This window comes from Enterobacter sp. 22499, from assembly GCF_052044815.1.
GTDB lineage: Bacteria > Pseudomonadota > Gammaproteobacteria > Enterobacterales > Enterobacteriaceae > Enterobacter > Enterobacter bugandensis.
Genome location: NZ_JBQENR010000004.1, coordinates 335,688 through 350,445 on the forward strand (window position 1 = coordinate 335,688; position 14,758 = coordinate 350,445).

Annotated in this window: 13 protein-coding genes; 3 read left to right on the top strand and 10 right to left on the bottom strand. The window is 53.9% G+C overall.

The window, feature by feature from the left end; translation table 11 throughout:
- Window positions 1–49 precede the first annotated feature (49 nt).
- The gene (glpX, locus tag ACTJI7_RS15065; RefSeq protein WP_028014845.1) at window positions 50–1,060 is read right to left on the bottom strand and encodes a class II fructose-bisphosphatase; all 1,011 of its coding nucleotides are present in this window, start codon (window positions 1,058–1,060) and stop codon (window positions 50–52) included.
- Between the two features lie 207 nt (window positions 1,061–1,267).
- On the opposite strand from glpX, the gene ACTJI7_RS15070 reads away from it, so the two are divergent.
- Together ACTJI7_RS15070 and ACTJI7_RS15075 are read left to right on the top strand one after the other, a co-directional pair.
- Window positions 1,268–1,453 (top strand): hypothetical protein, encoded by a 186-nt coding sequence (locus tag ACTJI7_RS15070; RefSeq protein WP_440670945.1) that lies wholly within the window; start codon window positions 1,268–1,270, stop codon window positions 1,451–1,453.
- A 53-nt stretch (window positions 1,454–1,506) separates the two neighbouring features.
- Complete coding sequence (locus ACTJI7_RS15075; RefSeq protein WP_440670943.1) at window positions 1,507–3,105, top strand: anti-phage dCTP deaminase; 1,599 nt, start codon at window positions 1,507–1,509, stop codon at window positions 3,103–3,105.
- Window positions 3,106–3,146: 41 nt separating this feature from the next.
- Here ACTJI7_RS15075 and glpK read toward each other — a convergent pair whose 3' ends face one another.
- Together glpK and ACTJI7_RS15085 are read right to left on the bottom strand one after the other, a co-directional pair.
- Window positions 3,147–4,655, bottom strand: coding sequence for a glycerol kinase GlpK (gene glpK, locus ACTJI7_RS15080; RefSeq protein WP_028014844.1), 1,509 nt, complete (start codon window positions 4,653–4,655; stop codon window positions 3,147–3,149).
- A 21-nt stretch (window positions 4,656–4,676) separates the two neighbouring features.
- Complete coding sequence (locus ACTJI7_RS15085; RefSeq protein ID WP_028014843.1) at window positions 4,677–5,522, bottom strand: MIP/aquaporin family protein; 846 nt, start codon at window positions 5,520–5,522, stop codon at window positions 4,677–4,679.
- Between the two features lie 398 nt (window positions 5,523–5,920).
- Between ACTJI7_RS15085 and zapB the strand changes: the two genes are divergently transcribed.
- Window positions 5,921–6,160 (top strand): septal ring assembly protein ZapB, encoded by a 240-nt coding sequence (zapB, locus tag ACTJI7_RS15090; protein WP_028014842.1) that lies wholly within the window; start codon window positions 5,921–5,923, stop codon window positions 6,158–6,160.
- Window positions 6,161–6,744: 584 nt separating this feature from the next.
- Here the strand turns inward: zapB and rraA are convergent.
- From rraA to priA, 7 genes are all read right to left on the bottom strand, one after another.
- A complete protein-coding gene (gene rraA, locus ACTJI7_RS15095) occupies window positions 6,745–7,230 on the bottom strand; it encodes a ribonuclease E activity regulator RraA (protein ID WP_014885702.1) in 486 nt (161 codons plus the stop codon).
- Between the two features lie 92 nt (window positions 7,231–7,322).
- Window positions 7,323–8,249 (bottom strand): 1,4-dihydroxy-2-naphthoate polyprenyltransferase, encoded by a 927-nt coding sequence (menA, locus tag ACTJI7_RS15100; protein ID WP_100171285.1) that lies wholly within the window; start codon window positions 8,247–8,249, stop codon window positions 7,323–7,325.
- A 62-nt stretch (window positions 8,250–8,311) separates the two neighbouring features.
- Entirely contained in the window at window positions 8,312–9,646 is a 1,335-nt protein-coding gene (hslU, locus tag ACTJI7_RS15105; protein ID WP_028014840.1) for an HslU--HslV peptidase ATPase subunit, read from the bottom strand.
- A gap of 9 nt (window positions 9,647–9,655) precedes the next feature.
- Window positions 9,656–10,186 (bottom strand): ATP-dependent protease subunit HslV, encoded by a 531-nt coding sequence (gene hslV, locus ACTJI7_RS15110; protein ID WP_008501802.1) that lies wholly within the window; start codon window positions 10,184–10,186, stop codon window positions 9,656–9,658.
- A gap of 94 nt (window positions 10,187–10,280) precedes the next feature.
- A complete protein-coding gene (ftsN, locus tag ACTJI7_RS15115) occupies window positions 10,281–11,270 on the bottom strand; it encodes a cell division protein FtsN (RefSeq protein WP_048959190.1) in 990 nt (329 codons plus the stop codon).
- A 93-nt stretch (window positions 11,271–11,363) separates the two neighbouring features.
- The gene (cytR, locus tag ACTJI7_RS15120; RefSeq protein ID WP_041911797.1) at window positions 11,364–12,389 is read right to left on the bottom strand and encodes a DNA-binding transcriptional regulator CytR; all 1,026 of its coding nucleotides are present in this window, start codon (window positions 12,387–12,389) and stop codon (window positions 11,364–11,366) included.
- Between the two features lie 119 nt (window positions 12,390–12,508).
- Window positions 12,509–14,704, bottom strand: a complete 2,196-nt coding sequence (priA, locus tag ACTJI7_RS15125) for a primosomal protein N' (RefSeq protein WP_047362498.1) — start codon at window positions 14,702–14,704, stop codon at window positions 12,509–12,511.
- Window positions 14,705–14,758: the final 54 nt, after the last annotated feature.

Here is a 14,758-nt window from a genome sequence, read left to right on the forward strand (position 1 = left end):
AAACATTTCCAGCCCCTTCGGGCCGGAAAGCTCTATCGATCAAACGGTTTTACAGAATGTGGGTCTGCACGTCCGGGTCTTTACGGTCGAGATAGTGAATGGACTGAATGCGTCGGATGGTGCGCGATTTACCGCGGATCAGCAGCGTTTCGGTGGTTGCCATGTTGCCCTTGCGGGTGATGCCGTCCAGCAGATCGCCTTTGGTGATGCCGGTTGCAGAGAAGACGACGTTATCGCTGCGCGCCATGTCGTTCAGCGCCAGTACTTTATTGGCTTCGATGCCCATCGCTGCGCAGCGCGCCAGCTCGTCCTCACCGATACGACGGTTTTCGTCGCTGTCGCCTTTCACCTCATGGCGCGGCAGAAGACGCGCCTGCATATCGCCGTCCAGCGCGCGGATCACCGCCGCAGAGACCACGCCTTCCGGCGCGCCGCCGATGCCGTAAAGCACGTCGACTTCGCTGTCCGGCATGCAGGTCAGAATAGACGCGGCAACGTCGCCATCCGGAATGGCAAACACGCGCACGCCGAGTGCCTGCAGATAAGAGATGGTGGCGTCGTGGCGCGGTTTGGCCAGAATGGTCACGGTGAGTTCGTTGAGCGGTTTAGCCAGCGCCGCCGCGATATTGCGCAGGTTGGCGTCCAGCGGCAGGCTGAGATCGATTGCGCCTTTCGCACCAGGGCCGACAATCAGCTTTTCCATGTACATGTCTGGCGCGTTGAGGAAGCAGCCTTTATCGCCCACGGCCAGCACCGCCAGGGCGTTGGCCTGGCCCATCGCCGTCATGCGCGTGCCTTCGATCGGGTCCACCGCGATATCCACCGCATCGCCTTTGCCGGTCCCGACCTTTTCACCGATGTAGAGCATCGGCGCTTCGTCGATCTCGCCTTCACCGATGACGATAGTGCCGTCGATGTTGACCTGGTTAAGCACAATGCGCATGGCGTGGACGGCCGCGCCGTCTGCGGTATTTTTGTCGCCACGACCCAGCCATTTATAGCCTGCAAGGGCGGCTGCTTCGGTGACGCGGGAAAACTCGATAGCAAGTTCACGTTTCATGAGGGACTCGTACAATCAAAAGGAATTGCACGAAGTTTATCACAGAGTGTTGAAATGGTTTTCTTTATAAAAGCAATTATATCAATAGGTTGGTTGTGCACTTGCTAGATTAAAAGGTTATGAGCTATCTTTGAAAGAATTTGGTGTCCGTATTGACGATATAACTCTTTGGCGTAGAATGCATCAGGTTTTAAGGGAGGGATTAAGATGGTCATTGAACTTGGATACTGGAAAAAAGAAGAACGCTCGTTACAAAAACAGCAGCGAGAAGATTCGCGTTCGCATACTGAAGCCACTATATTAGGCTTTCCATCCAAAGATGAATCGCGCAAACGTGATAATGATCAAGCAACCGCAGCAATTCTTAATAGAGCAAGATCCCTGAAGTGGTGATTCTTTTCTAACTATTCTATAGTAAATGCTTTCATGGTTATGAGAGCATTTATATGGCTACGAACGCAGCAAAAAAAATCTATATTCCATCAATTGCTTCAAGTGAAAATTCCTCTTCAAGTGATACAATCAACACATTAGTTCAAAGACAATCTAATGAACTTGTAATAGCTTTTTGTGGTCCTATCGGAGCAGGAATAAAATCTGTAAGGTTAGCATTTGAAAAAAATCTTAATGACATGGGATATGATGTCAAACATATTCATATTAGTTCTTTAATGGATTCAATTGAGAAAAAAAATCTCCAATATAAAAATTCGTATGAAAGATATATAAAAAGGCAAGATCAGGGTAACGAATTACGCCATAAATACTCTTCTCAAGTTTTAGCGGAAGCTGCAATATATGAAATGGCTAGGATAAAACAATTAGCAAAATCATCCGAAGAAGAAAATCAAAAATTTAATGGAAAGTATGCATATCTTATTGACCAATTGAAAAATCCTGCTGAAGTGGAACTTCTGAGGTTAGTATATCAACATAATTTTTATCTTATTGGAGTAGTAAGGAACGAATCTGAAAGGAAGCGTAATTTAAGAGATGAAGATATTATCCCTCAACATATAGATGATCTTATACACAGAGATCGCAAAAGCGGTGGTAACTCAGGGCAGCAAGTAGAGAAAACCATTTTAGATTCTGATTTTTTTATAAGAAATAATCAAAGTCATGTTACTCAATTAAATGAAAAAGTTAAACGTTTTTTAGGTCTCATTCATGGAAAAAATGGACTCACTCCAACTCTACATGAAAAAGGTATGTTTAATGCTTTTAGTGCTTCATTACAGTCTGCTTGTTTATCACGTCAAGTTGGTGCTGCAATAGTAGATAATCATGGTAACATTTTATCTACGGGTAGAAATGATGTACCCAAGTTCGGTGGTGGGCTATATACTTTTGAGGATGATACAAAAGATTATAGGTGCATTCATAAAGGTGGTAAATGTTATAATGATTTACATAAAAATAAAATTAAAGAAAGAATTTATTCTGAAATAAAATCAAACCTATTGTCCTTACTTGGAAATGATTTTTTGGGTGAGAGTCAAAGTTTAATTGTACAGAAGATAATTTCTGATACTTTTGTTGAGGTGCTCACTAATAAAATTTATGAAAACTCACCAATTAAGTCATTGACTGAGTACTCAAGGGCAATACATGCTGAAATGGATGCGATAACAACTCTTGCTCGAACTGGTGATGCGTCAACAGAAAATAAAGATATGTATACAACTACATATCCATGTCATAACTGCGCAAGACATATTGTAGCATGTGGCATTCGGCGTGTTTATTATATTGAGCCGTATGAAAAAAGTCTTGCATTAGATCTACATGATGATGCTATCAGTGATAGTAATTCTTCGGAAAGTAACAAGGTTATATTCATACAGTTTGAAGGTGTTTCACCTAGAAGATATTCAAAATTTTTCTTTTCTACTGCTGATCGAAAAAACGGAAAAGGTATAGCTTTCGAATTTTCAACTAAATATAAAAAACATGTTGATATTCAGTTTTTAGATTCATATCAGGAAATGGAGGATAAGGTATCGCAGATATTTTTAGAAAAAGTAATGCAACAAGATTCCTAATAGTAAAGCGGCCTATATATTATATAGGCCGCTTTTTATAGTTACTCTTCGTGCTCTTCCCACGCCAGGGCGCGTTTCACCGCTTTCTTCCAGCCGCTGTAGCGGTAGTTGCGCTCGGTGGTTTCGATGCCAGGGCGGAATTCGCGTTCGATGACCGCTTTCTCCTGCAGCTCGTCCAGGTTCTGCCAGAAGCCTACCGCGAGACCCGCAAGATACGCCGCGCCCAGAGCCGTCACTTCACGTACTTCAGGGCGCTCAACGCGGGTGCCCAGAATGTCGGACTGGAACTGCATCAGGAAGTTGTTGGCCACCGCGCCGCCGTCTACGCGCAGGGCGTGCAGACGAATGCCGGAGTCTGCCTGCATCGCTTCCAGCACGTCACGCGTCTGGTAGGCGATGGATTCCAGGGTCGCACGAATGATGTGGTTTGAGTTCACACCGCGCGTCAGGCCGAAAATTGCGCCGCGGGCATACGGGTCCCAGTACGGTGCGCCCAGACCGGTGAACGCTGGCACCACGTACACGCCGTTGGTGTCTTTCACTTTGGTCGCGAAGTACTCGGAGTCAAACGCATCGCTGATCAGCTTCATCTCGTCGCGCAGCCACTGAATAGATGCGCCCGCCATAAACACCGCACCTTCCAGGGCATAGTTCACCTCGCCGCGCGGGCCGCAGGCGATGGTAGTCAGCAGGCCGTTTTCTGATTTCACCGCTTTCTCGCCGGTGTTCATCAGCATAAAGCAGCCGGTGCCGTAGGTGTTCTTCGCCATCCCTTCCTTGACGCACAGCTGGCCGAACAGCGCCGCCTGCTGGTCACCGGCGATACCGGCGATAGGAATACGGGTGCCGCCTTTACCGCCGATGTTGGTCTGGCCGTAGACTTCAGACGACTTACGCACTTCAGGCAGCATCGCGCGCGGAATATCCAGCGCGTCCAGCATCTTGTCATCCCACTCCAGGGTGTTGATGTTGAACAGCATGGTGCGCGAGGCGTTAGTGTAGTCAGTAACGTGGACACGTCCCTGAGTCATCTTCCAGATAAGCCAGGTATCGACGGTACCGAACAGCAGCTCGCCGCGTTTTGCACGCTCGCGTGAACCTTCCACGTGGTCGAGGATCCACTTCACTTTGGTGCCGGAGAAGTACGGGTCAACCACCAGACCGGTGGCGCTACGCACGTACTCTTCCATCCCGTCACGCTTAAGCTGTTCGCAGATCTCTGACGTACGGCGGCACTGCCAGACGATGGCGTTGTAAATCGGCTTACCGGTTTCGCGTTCCCACACCACGGTGGTTTCACGCTGGTTGGTGATACCAATCGCGGCGATTTCGTCGGAACTGATGTCGGCTTTCGCCAGCACTTCTACCAGCGTGGAGCTTTGTGACGCCCAGATCTCCATCGGGTCGTGTTCTACCCAGCCTGGACGAGGATAAATTTGCTCAAATTCGCGCTGTGACACGCTGACGATATTCGCGTCATGATCCATTACGACAGCGCGGGAGCTGGTAGTGCCCTGGTCGAGCGCAACGATATATTTTTTTTCGGTCATGGTATGTGTCCCGTAGTCAGATTACAGCGAAGCTTTTTGTTGTGCGGTAGAAGTCGTTTCCTTCTCCTCTTCCACACAGGTGTCGCACGGTAAGTGGCGACCAATTAATTTGCGATAGCCAAATGCACCCAGTGCCGCCCCTACGACTGGTCCAAACAGCGGTACCAGGAAGTAAGGTATATCTTTGCCGCCGGTGAAAGCCACGTCGCCCCATCCTGCAAAGAAGGCGAAGGTTTTTGGACCCAGGTCACGCGCCGGGTTCATCGCAAACCCTGTTAACGGCCCCATGGATGCACCGATGACGGCGATCAGCAGGCCAATCAGCAATGGCGCCAGCGGGCCACGTGGAATGCCGTTACCATCATCGCCCAAAGCCATAATGACGCCCATCAGAATAGCGGTAATCACCATTTCAACTGCGAACGCCTGCACAAAATTGATATGCGGGTTAGGGTAGGTTGAGAAGATGCCTGCCAGATCCAGACTTTCGACGCTACCGCGCACCATATGATGCGTCTGTTCGAAGTCGATGAAAAGATTGTAATAAAGCCCGTAAACTAACGCCGCTGCGCAAAACGCGCCGGCAAATTGAGAAATAATGAAGGGAACAACTTTGCGTCCGTCGAAGCACGCGAACAGCCACAGTGCGATAGTCACCGCCGGGTTAAGATGTGCGCCAGAGACCCCTGCAGTTAGGTAAATGGCCATCGCCACGCCCAGACCCCAGATGATACTGATTTCCCACTGACCAAAACTGGCACCCGCCACTTTCAGTGCAGCGACACAGCCCACTCCGAAGAATATCAACAACCCGGTACCAAGGAACTCGGCAATGCACTGGCCTTTTAAGGTTGATGTCTGACTCATAATCGGAATCCTGAAGAAATTGATGTTTATTGTTAGCGTGGCCGCCCGTGACAGCCACGATGCCCTGTAGACATAGTGTTAATTTATCGTTAACGAGCAAAAACGAGAAATATCGAAATTAAAATGTGTGGTCTGTGTCAATAAAATGAGCGTTTTCGCGCCATAAAGCGCGTTTTTGCATCAGTCGCGCACGGTGAGCTGAATCATTTTTTTAACGAATGGGTTAACAACTTAGAGGTATATGCCGCGAACGCACCAGGACGAGGCCGAAAAGTGTTGCAAACCGCGATCTGCGTGGCATGCCGCTGGACAGGGGCGACTGCGCTCCATACAATCGGAACATATGTTGTGCGCGTTTACGTTAAAGCGTCGCCTTGCAATTCAGGAGAGGTAGGATCATGTCTTTAGAAGTGTTTGAGAAACTGGAAGCGAAAGTACAGCAGGCGATTGACACCATCACGCTGCTGCAGATGGAGATTGAAGAGCTGAAAGAAAAGAACAACAGCCTGGCGCAGGAAGTTCAGAACGCTCAGCACGGCCGCGAAGAACTGGAGCGCGAAAACAACCAGCTGCGTGAACAGCAGAACGGCTGGCAGGATCGCCTGCAGGCGCTGCTGGGACGTATGGAAGAAGTCTGATTCCCACTGGGATGAACTGAACAGGCCGGGTAAGGCGACGCCGCCACCCGGCTTTTTTTATGGTTCTCGCTGACTGACATCCAACCATAAAAAAGGCCGCCCAAGGCGGCCTTAACGCTACTTATCCTGCGCTATCGTGGTAAACGCAACAAACCCGATCGGTTCATCACTTTTTACAACGAGTACGCTGGCGACAATGAACGCGATACATAAATAGCGTTTCATTATGCGGTCCCTGCGGCTAACCGCTCCACCGTTCACCACCGGTGATAAGTCGGTGGACACAAGCCTGGTTAAAGGCTGCTTTACGGTTGTGGTTACACCTTTCCCTGGACCGATGCCCATGTGCGAAATGGCGGAAAGGGACGCTGCATCATAATGAGCAATAGCAGCGTAGTTAAGGTTTTCATAGATAATTAGGAATTTATAAAGGGTCGATGGGGTTACCTGAGGTTTGAACCAGGGTAAGATAAAAATCCTGGTTAAAGGTTGCAAAACTTCCCAACGGACCGCGAATCCCGAGGGACAAAAAAACCGCCACATTGCTGTTGGCGGTTTTTTTATGGTTCACGCTTATGGTTTTATTACTCGATATCCAGCGGATCTTCAGAAAGGATAATGCCGGTATTATCGGCGTAGAGATGATCGCCTGAGAAGAAGGTCACGCCGCCGAAGTTAACGCGCACGTCGCTTTCGCCGATGCCGTCACCCGCAGCGCCTACCGGAATGGCCGCGATGGCCTGAATTCCAATATCCAGGTCTTCGAGATCGTCCACCTGACGCACGGAACCGTACACCACGATGCCTTCCCACTCGTTCTGGACGGCAATGCCGGCCAGTTCAGCATCAATCAGTGCGCGACGCACGGACCCGCCGCCGTCGACCACCAGTACGCGGCCACGGCCGTTCTGTTCGAGCAGATCGTACAGCAACCCGTTGTCCTCGAAACATTTCACCGTGACGATTTGCCCGCCAAACGATGACCGCCCACCAAAGTTGGAGAACAGCGGTTCAACGACGTTGACATCTTCCTGGTAGATGTCACAAAGCTCGGAGGTATCGTATTTCATAGGTTTAACGCTCAGTTGCTGCGAATGTGTTCAGTATATCGTGCGAAATGCGTTGTTGGCAAAATCATCAATTGTTAATTGATATTTGTCAGCTAACTGAGCGTCTGGCTTAACACAATCCCAATGACGAACAACAGGTTAGTCAGCAGCGCGCCTTTTACCGTTCGCTCCAGCATTGGCGGCATGGCTGCCGGGCTGAGTTCACGCATCACAAAGCGGGCCTGCTTAACCAGCAGCGGCGCGGCAAGCACAAACAGCCAGCCCCACAAACTGTGCAGGGAAATCAGGTTAAACAGCGCCAGGCAAACCAGCGCGCCAATAAGCAGGCAGGCATGATAGCGGCGCGCATTCACCGGCCCCAGACGCACCGCCAGCGTGTTCTTGCCGTTCTCACGATCGCTGTCGATATCGCGCAGATTATTGATATTGAGTACCGCCGTCGCCAGCAGGCCGCAGGCGGTCGCCGGGAGGAACAGGGCAGGGATCACCGTATGCGCCTGTAAGTACCAGCTCCCCATTACGCTCAGCCAGCCGAAGAACACCAGCACGGAGATATCCCCAAGGCCAATATAGCCGTAAGGGCGCGTGCCGACGGTGTAGGTGATGGCCGCGATAATGGCGAGCAGACCCAGCACCAGGAAGCCAATGAAGTCGCTGGTGGTTTTCGAGGCGACCGTCACCAGCGCCAGGCCAGATAAGCAAATCAGCACCACGGTGATAATCAGCGCACGCTTCATCTGTGCCTGGGTGATCACCCCTTTTTGCATCCCGCGCAGCGGCCCGATACGGTCAGGCTTGTCGCTGCCTTTTACCGCATCGCCATAATCGTTCGCGAGGTTAGAGAGGATTTGCAGCAGCCCGGCGGTAATGAGCGCCAGACCTGCCACCAGCGGATCGAAATGCCCTTGCCACCAGGCAAGCGCGGTGCCAACAATAATGGCGGCAAAAGCCAGAGGAAGCGTTTTAGGGCGCAGACTTTCGAGCCACGCCTGAGTACGGCTGATATCAGTCATAGTAATTTAGCCAATAAAAATGGGGGCCTTAGCCCCCATTAACAGTGATGAGAATGCAGTAACCGCGATTATAGGATAAAACGGCTCAGATCTTCATCTGCCACTAACGCATCCAGATGTTTGCTCACATAGTCTGCGTCGATGGTAATGGTTTGACCGTTGAGGTCGCTCGCGTCATATGAGATGTCTTCTACCAGGCGTTCCAGCACGGTGTGCAGACGACGCGCACCGATGTTCTCGGTGGTTTCGTTGACCTGCCATGCGGCCTGGGCGATACGCTTGATACCGTCTTCGGTGAACTCGAGGTTCACGCCTTCGGTCGCCATCAGCGCCTTGTACTGTACGGTAGCAGAGGCGTTTGGCTCCGTCAGGATGCGCTCGAAATCTTCGGTGGTCAGCGCCTGCAGCTCAACGCGGATAGGCAGACGACCCTGCAGTTCGGGGATCAGATCAGACGGGCTGGCTACCTGGAATGCACCGGAAGCGATAAACAGAATGTGGTCCGTTTTCACCATGCCGTGCTTGGTAGAGACGGTGCAGCCTTCAACCAGCGGCAGCAGATCGCGCTGTACGCCTTCGCGGGACACGTCCGGACCGGAGCTGTTGCCGCCGCGCTTACAAATTTTGTCGATTTCGTCGATAAACACGATACCGTGCTGCTCAACCGCGTCGATAGCGTCCTGCTTCAGCTCTTCCGGATTCACCAGCTTCGCCGCTTCTTCTTCAATCAGCAGCTTCATCGCGTCTTTGATTTTCAGCTTACGCGCTTTCTGCTTTTGGCCGCCCAGGTTCTGGAACATGGACTGCAGCTGGCTGGTCATCTCTTCCATGCCCGGAGGCGCCATGATTTCCACGCCCATCGGCGCGGCCGCGAGGTCGATCTCAATCTCTTTGTCGTCCAGCTGGCCTTCACGCAGTTTTTTGCGGAATGCCTGACGCGCGGCTGAAGGCTCAGCCTGCTGTTCAGCCTGGCCCCAGTTGTTTTTCGCCGGTGGGATCAGCACGTCGAGAATACGCTCTTCGGCCATCTCTTCCGCGCGGTAGCGGTTTTTCTCAATCGCCTGGACGCGCACCATCTTAATCGCAGAATCGGTCAGGTCGCGGATGATAGAGTCCACTTCTTTACCCACATAGCCCACTTCGGTGAACTTGGTGGCTTCAACTTTGATGAACGGCGCGTTCGCCAGCTTCGCCAGACGACGGGCGATTTCGGTTTTACCGACGCCGGTCGGGCCGATCATCAGAATGTTTTTCGGGGTGACTTCGTGACGCAGCTCTTCGTCAAGCTGCATACGACGCCAGCGGTTACGCAGCGCGATGGCCACGGAGCGCTTGGCGTTATCCTGGCCGATAATGTGTTTGTTCAGTTCGCTGACAATTTCGCGTGGGGTCATTTCAGACATGGGAGATCCTTACGCTTTGGAGGTCAATTCTTCGATGGTGTGGTTGTGGTTGGTATAGATGCAGATATCACCTGCAATATCCAACGCCTTCACCGCGATATCACGCGCGTTCATGTCGGTATTTTCCAACAGTGCGCGGGCTGCAGCCTGGGCATAAGGGCCGCCAGAGCCGATGGCAATCAGGTCGTTTTCCGGCTGAATCACGTCACCGTTACCGGTGATGATAAGCGAAGCGGTTTCATCCGCGACCGCCAGCAGCGCTTCGAGCTTGCGCAGCATACGGTCGGTACGCCAGTCCTTTGCCAGCTCAACGGCAGCTTTCACCAGATGACCCTGGTGCATTTCCAGCTTGCGTTCAAACAGTTCAAACAGCGTGAAGGCATCCGCCGTGCCGCCTGCAAAACCGGCGATCACTTTGTCGTTGTAGAGACGACGGACTTTCTTCACGTTGCCTTTCATGACGGTATTACCCAGCGTGGCCTGGCCATCACCGGCGATTACCACATGGCCGTTACGGCGTACACTTACTATTGTTGTCACGAGCAGACCCCCTGGTTACAGATTCGGGAAACAGAAGCCCTGAGCCTGTGCTCAGGGCTGAATTAAATGATAGATGGGGGGGATTTTGGGGGTTTCAACCCCCGGAGGCGAGTCGAATGCAGTTTGTGTGGCCAGCCACTTTCAAACGTGAAATGGTGCCGTCTGCGTTTTCTTTGCCTTTAACCGGGCCGATCACCACGCGGTTCCAGCCGTTATTGGTGGTAATGCGTGAATCAAATCCTTCGAACGCCAGCTGTGCACGCACCGTTTCCGCCTGCTCGGCACCTTTAAACGAACCGCACTGCACCATCCAGCGGCGCTCGTCTTTTTTCTCTGCCGTCTGCTTCGGCGCTTCGGTCTCTTTGGTCACCGGCGCGGCCTGCTGCGTTTTCGGCTGCTGCGCGGTGGTATGCGCTGGCGTCTGGAGCAGATCCTGATACGGCTGCGCCGCTTGCTTTGGCGGCTGCGCTTTTGGCTGTTGAACAGGCTGCGACTGCACCGTACGCGTCTGCTGCTGCGGTTGCTGGTATGGCTGGGCCTTCGGCTGCTGCTGCACCGGCTGAGTTTGCGTCCACTGCTGCTGTTGCTGCTGTTGAATTTGTGCCTGGCGCTGACGCTGCAGCTGCAACGTTTGCTGACGCTGTGCTGGCGTTTGTTCATTCCACGGCACTTCATTCAGCTGCGTCGGCTGCTGGCGCATATCGGCCTGCATCTGTGCCAGCAGCTGGCGCTGCTCGTCCGTCAGCTGATCGGCATTCTTCACTTCGCCACCGGCTGAGGGCTCAGTAGGCGCACGCACGCCGGGCTGACGACTTTCCAGCTCTTTAATATAGCGCCAGCGCTCTTCAGGTTTCGGCGGCAGACCATTTCCCACCACTTTGTTGCCCTGAAGGGCCTCGGACTCTTCTTTTTTATGGTGCGTGATGAAGTACAGGCCGCCAATAAAGGCCACCAGCACGGCCGCAGCAATAGCGACCATTGCTGGCGAGACCGCAGGCAGATTACGCTGCTTGCTTTTTGAACTGCTCTTTTTGCGTCGCGAAGGTGCCGGCTGGCCGCGACGTACATAATCTCGTTGTGCCACTATCGTTTCGCTGTATTTATTCGTTCGTCAGCCCGCCATGTTACTTAAGCGGCGGGGCTTTGACCAGATAAGGGTGTCCGAAAGGCGTTTACTTTAAGTCAATGCCTGGGTAGAGCCGCGAATAATCAGCTCGCAGTCCAGCAAACGCGAGCCGCTGCTAACCGTTTGACCCTGCAGCTGATCCAGCAGAAGCAGCATCGCTTCGCGGCCAATCTGATAGCGCGGTTGTGAAACGGTGGAGAGCGGTGGATCGCAAAACTCTGAAAGTGAAATGTTATCGAATCCGATAATCGACAAATCTTTCGGCACGCGTAAGCCACGGCGCTTGGCGTGTGAAAGCGCACCCAGCGCCATCACGTCGCTGTGGCAGAACACCGCCGTTGGCGGTTCCGGCAGCGCCAGCAGTTTCTCCAGCGCCTGTCCGCCCGCTTCAAAGGTAAAATCACCGCGCGCAATATAGTGCGGATCGACAATCGCACCGGTACGGCGCAGCGCCTGAACATAGCCCTGCAGGCGGTAGTGGCACAGCGGCATCTCTTCCGGCCCGGCAATGCAGCCAATCCGCTTATGTCCCAACTCCTGGAGATAGTTTACGGCGTTGAACGCGGCGGTGAGGTTATCAATGTGGACCGTCGGCAGCTCAAGCTCAGGCGCAAATTCGTTGGCCATTACCATCGGCGGTAAATTGCGCTGCTCTTCGATGCTGGCATCAAACGGCAGGCGCGAGCCAAGCAGCAGCATGCCGTCAATCTGCTTGGTGATAATGAGGTCGATAAAGGTTTTTTCCTGCTGGTTCTGGTGAGCGCAGTCGCCAATCAGCACCAGATAGCCCTGCTCCGCCGCCGTCACTTCGATACCGCGAATGATTTCGCTGAAGAAGGGATCGCAGATATCCGGCACTATTACCAGGATGGTCCGCGATTCATTGCGCTTGACGTTCCGCCCCATCGCCTGCGGGAAATACCCCACTTCCAGCGCCGCCTGTTCAACCTTGTTACGGGTCGCCTGGGAGACTTTATCCGGGTTCATTAATGCGCGGGACACGGTTGCCGTTGAGACTTGTGCTTTCTCGGCAACGTCTTTCATGGTCGCCGTGGCAACCTCTTTCCTGGACTTCAACGTCTTCTCCTCGCCTGAACACCGAACTGCGGACATCACCATTTTTACAGATAGTTAATGGAATCGGTTACAGAATTTTCATAAAAAGTGTGAGGCGCGTTAAATTTTTCGATCCGTCTTCAGCCTTCGATGGGATCGACGTCCAGTACCCACTTCACTTTACGCGCTTCCGGCAGGGTATTGATGAGCGCCAGCGTGCCGCTGACGATGTGCTGCAGGCGAATACGCGAGGGGTGCTGAAGCAAAATTTGCCAGCGGAAACGTCCACCGCGTTTTGGCGCCAGCGCCGGCACCGGGCCCAGGATCCACAGCTGGTTATCCACCAGCGGGCTGGCCTGCAGGAGATTCCTCAGCTGTTGCAGGAAAAGCGGCGCCTGCTGGTTGTTATGATCCTCCGCGCGGATGATGACGTGGCTGGTCCACGGCGGCAACTGCATGGTCTGGCGTTCGGCCAGCGCCTGCTCGGCAAAGGCGTCATAACCTTTGTGCAGCAGAGTCTGTAGCAGCGGGTGCTCAGGGTGATGCGTTTGCAGTACTACCTCGCCCTGTTTACCCGCGCGTCCGGCACGCCCGGCAACCTGGGTATAAAGCTGGGCGAAGCGCTCGGCGGAGCGGAAATCTGCCGAGAACAGCGCGCCGTCGACGTCGAGCAGGGCGACCAGCGTCACGTCCGGGAAGTGGTGCCCTTTGGCCAGCATCTGGGTGCCAATCAGGATGCGCGCGCCGCCGCGATGCACTTCCGCCAGCTGCTGCTCCAGCGCCCCCTTGCGGCTGGTGGTGTCCCGGTCGATTCGGGAAATAGGCACGTCCGGGAAGAAAGGGCCAAGCGCCTGTTCCAGCTGTTCCGTTCCCAGCCCCACCGGCACGATATGCGTGGAACCACATGACGGGCACTGGCGAGGCACGGGACGCTGGCTGTCGCAGTGGTGGCAGCGCAAGTGTCGCTGGGCCTGATGGAAGGTGTAGTAGTGGTCGCAGCGCGGGCACTCGGCAATCCAGCCGCAGTCGTGGCACAGCAGGGCGGGGGCAAATCCGCGACGGTTGAGGAACAGAATGACCTGGTTCCCCGCCTGCAAATGCTGGCGCATGCGGGAAATCAAGGCGGGCGCTAAGCCGGCCTGCACCTGCTGGCCTTTGAGATCCAGCACGTGCTGAATGGCCGGGCGGGCATTCCCCGCGCGGCGCGTCAGGCGCAGCATGTGATATTTACGCTGGCGCACGTTGTGCAGCGTTTCGAGCGCAGGCGTGGCGGATCCGAGAATAATAGGGATTTGCTCGCTGTGCGCACGGTAGACCGCCAGATCGCGGGCGTGATAGCGCCAGCCTTCCTGCTGTTTATAGGAGCTGTCGTGCTCTTCGTCGATGACGATAACGCCGAGGTTTTTAAACGGCGTAAACAGCGACGAGCGGGTGCCGATCACAATCGCCGCTTCGCCGTTTTTCGCTTTCAGCCAGGCGCTGAGGCGCTCGCTGTCGTTCAGCCCGGAGTGCAGCACCTCAACGGGCGCGTTAAAGCGCTCGCGGAAGCGGGCGATGGTTTGCGGCGTCAGGCCGATTTCCGGCACCATCACCAGCGCCTGTTTGCCCTGCGCGAGCACGTTTTCCAGCACGCTCAGATAGACTTCGGTCTTGCCGGAGCCCGTCACGCCCGCCAGCAGCCAGGCGGAAAAGTGGTCCGAGGCGCTATGAATGGCGCCTACCGCGGTAGCCTGCTCGGTATTCAGACGCAGGCGATCGCCCGAGACGGAGAAGCCGTCGCGCCAGTCGTGAAGGGCGGGCGCTTCGCTGGCCAGCTCGCTCAACCCTTTCTTTCTTAATGCCTGTAGCGCCGTTTCGCTGACCTCAAGCTCGTCGACCTGGTGCCGCCAGATTTTTCCCTGACGCAGCGCCGCCAGCGCCTGCTGCTGTTTCTGCGAACGCTTCAGGCTGTTGATGTCCACGGCCTGCCCCTGTTCGGTGGCAAACCAGTACCACATCGGGGCGTGGCTGGCGCTCTTGCCCTGGCGCAGCAGGATCGGCAGGGCGTGGAACAGGACGTCGCCAATCGGGTGATGATAATAATCTGCCGCCCACAGCAGCAGTCGCCAGGTGCTGGTGGAGTAAACAGGCTCGCTGTCCAGCACCTCAACCACCGATTTCAGTTCATTGAGGGGCAATTCGCTTGTATCGCTGACGGAGACGACGATCCCCACGCGCTGCTGTTTGCCAAACGGCACGGTCACGCGACAGCCCGCTTTGGCGCTCATGCTGTCGGGCAGCAGGTAGTCAAAGGTGCGGGGAAGCGGAACGGGCAGGGCAACGTGAGCGACGGGCATCGAATCTTCCTGACTTGAAAAGTGGCGCGTTAGTATACACATTAGTAAAAGCGG